The organism is Thermoflexus sp., from assembly GCF_042408365.1.
In the GTDB taxonomy this organism is placed as follows: domain Bacteria; phylum Chloroflexota; class Anaerolineae; order Thermoflexales; family Thermoflexaceae; genus Thermoflexus.
The window spans coordinates 1-2,025 of sequence record NZ_JBHOQJ010000302.1 but is presented as its reverse complement, the minus strand read 5'-3'; the positions used below and the strand labels follow the sequence as shown (position 1 = coordinate 2,025).

2 protein-coding genes are annotated in these 2,025 nt (G+C 65.8%); both read left to right on the top strand.

The window, feature by feature from the left end; genetic code table 11:
* The first annotated feature begins 149 nt into the window (after positions 1–149).
* Positions 150–728 carry an HDIG domain-containing metalloprotein gene (locus ACFMO5_RS13900; protein ID WP_376793347.1) on the top strand — a complete coding sequence of 193 codons (579 nt, stop codon included), beginning with the start codon at positions 150–152 and terminating at the stop codon, positions 726–728.
* Positions 725–1,849 carry a LysM peptidoglycan-binding domain-containing protein gene (locus ACFMO5_RS13895; RefSeq protein WP_376793346.1) on the top strand — a complete coding sequence of 375 codons (1,125 nt, stop codon included), beginning with the start codon at positions 725–727 and terminating at the stop codon, positions 1,847–1,849. Before ACFMO5_RS13900 ends, ACFMO5_RS13895 begins: the two co-directional genes overlap by 4 nt.
* Positions 1,850–2,025 lie beyond the last annotated feature (176 nt).

Below are 2,025 nucleotides of genomic sequence, written 5' to 3'. Positions count from 1 at the left end.
AGGTGCCCGGCTCGCCCCCAAACCCCCATGAAGTTCATATTGTCGATTATTAAAAAAGCCCTGCCGCGTCCCATCACCTCCTTGACATCCGGGCCTCTATGGCACAAAATGTTTCTCCACCTGATTCTGCGCGAGAGGGAGTGGATTCCATGCCCACTCGGGAAGATGCGTGGGCTCTTGTTTGTGAGTTCACCCAGAGCGAGAACCTCCGCCGCCATATGTTGGCGGTGGAGGCCGCGATGCGAGCTTACGCCCGCCGCTTCGGAGAGGATGAGGAGTCTTGGGGGATCGTTGGCCTGTTGCACGATTTCGATTACGAACGCTATCCCCATGTGGCCCCTGACGGTCACCCGAATCAAGGGGCACGGATCCTGCGGGAGCGTGGCTGGCCGGAGGACATCATCCGTTCGATCCTTTCCCACGCCACCGAGGTCACCGGTGTCCCTCGGACCACCCTTCGGGATAAGGCGCTGTTCGCTGTGGATGAGCTAACCGGCCTGATCACGGCCGTGGCCCTGGTCCGACCGGATCGCAGCATCTACAGCGTGACCGCGGATGCCGTTTTCAAGAAGTGGAAGGATAAGCGGTTCGCGGCTGGGGTGAACCGCGCGGATATTGAACGGGGGGCTGCGGAGTTAGGGGTTCCCCTGGATCAGCATGTGGCCCTCGTATTGCAAGCGATGCAGGGGATCGCTCCCATCCTCGGCCTGGATGGATCCTCCCCATGAGCGAGGCGCGTCCCTCTGGTCCCTTCCGGCGGTGCCCCCGATGTGGGATGCCGGTTTCCCGCCGGTCGCGCACCTGCTGGCGGTGCGGGGCGGATCTGACCCTTCCTCCGGAAGCCCCTCAAGCGGAGCCGGAGCCACCCATTCCATGGCGATCCGCTCTGCTGGGGACAGCGCTTGTGCTGCTCCTCTTGATCGGAGGGGTGTGGGGGGTGATCCGGATGGCGCGGGCGATGATGGCCCGCCCGACCTCCACGCCGACCCAAACGCCTACGCCCTCCCAGACGCCCACGCCTACACAGACGCCGACGCCTACCTGGACCCCCACGCCGATCCCGCCGCTCCAGCACCAGGTCCAGGCCGGGGAGACCCTTTCCGACATCGCCCTGCGTTACGGCGTCCCCGTGGAGGCAATCCGCCAGCTGAATAGTCTTTCCGGCGATCTTATTGTGGTCGGGCAGGTGCTCCTGGTGCCGGTTTATACCCCAACGCCGGTCCTGGCGACGCCGACCTTGCCCCCAGGGGTGACGCCTTCCCCAACCCCGAGGCCGGATAAGATCGTCCATATAGTGCAGCCGGGGGAGACCCTGCTGGCCATCGCCCAACGATATGGAGTCCCCTTGCAGGTGATCCAGACGGTCAATGGGATTGCGAACCCCGAACGGATCCAGGCGGGCCAGAGCCTGGTGATCCCGCTGGCCACCCCCACCCCGGCCCCCGGCCCAACCCCCGTGCCGACGCCCACGCCGGAGCCGACCTATCCGCCGCCTCCGTTGCTCTACCCGCCGGATGGGGCTGTGATCGAGGGGAGTGGCCTCCCCGTTCTGCTCCAGTGGGTTTCCGTGGGCCGGCTGGAGGTCGGCGAATGGTATGAGGTGCGGTTGTTCCGAGAAGACGGCATCGAGGTCGGCCACCTGCGCACCCGGGCGACCGCTTGGCACGTCCCCGCGGCGCTCCTCCAGGCAGCGATCGGCGAAGCGCCCGCCATGCCCACTTTCCGCTGGACCGTCCAAGTGGTGCGACGGGTGGTTGAGCGGGATGGAACAGTGCGCTTTGTTCCCGCCGGCCCGGTATCCGCTCGAACCTTCCGCTGGCGCTCGGGTGAGCCTGTCCCCACGCGATAGCTGACCCTATGACCGGACAAGCGCCACAATGTGCCTGCTCGTCTATACAGGCGTTCCACCCGTAAGCGGCTGCCGCTTGAACTTTGGGGTTTTCGGGAGCTGGGCAGAGAGCCAGAGCCCCCTTGCCCCGCCCCCGAAAGGTTTTCCCCCCCTCCCCGCGGCCCGCAAGGCCGCGG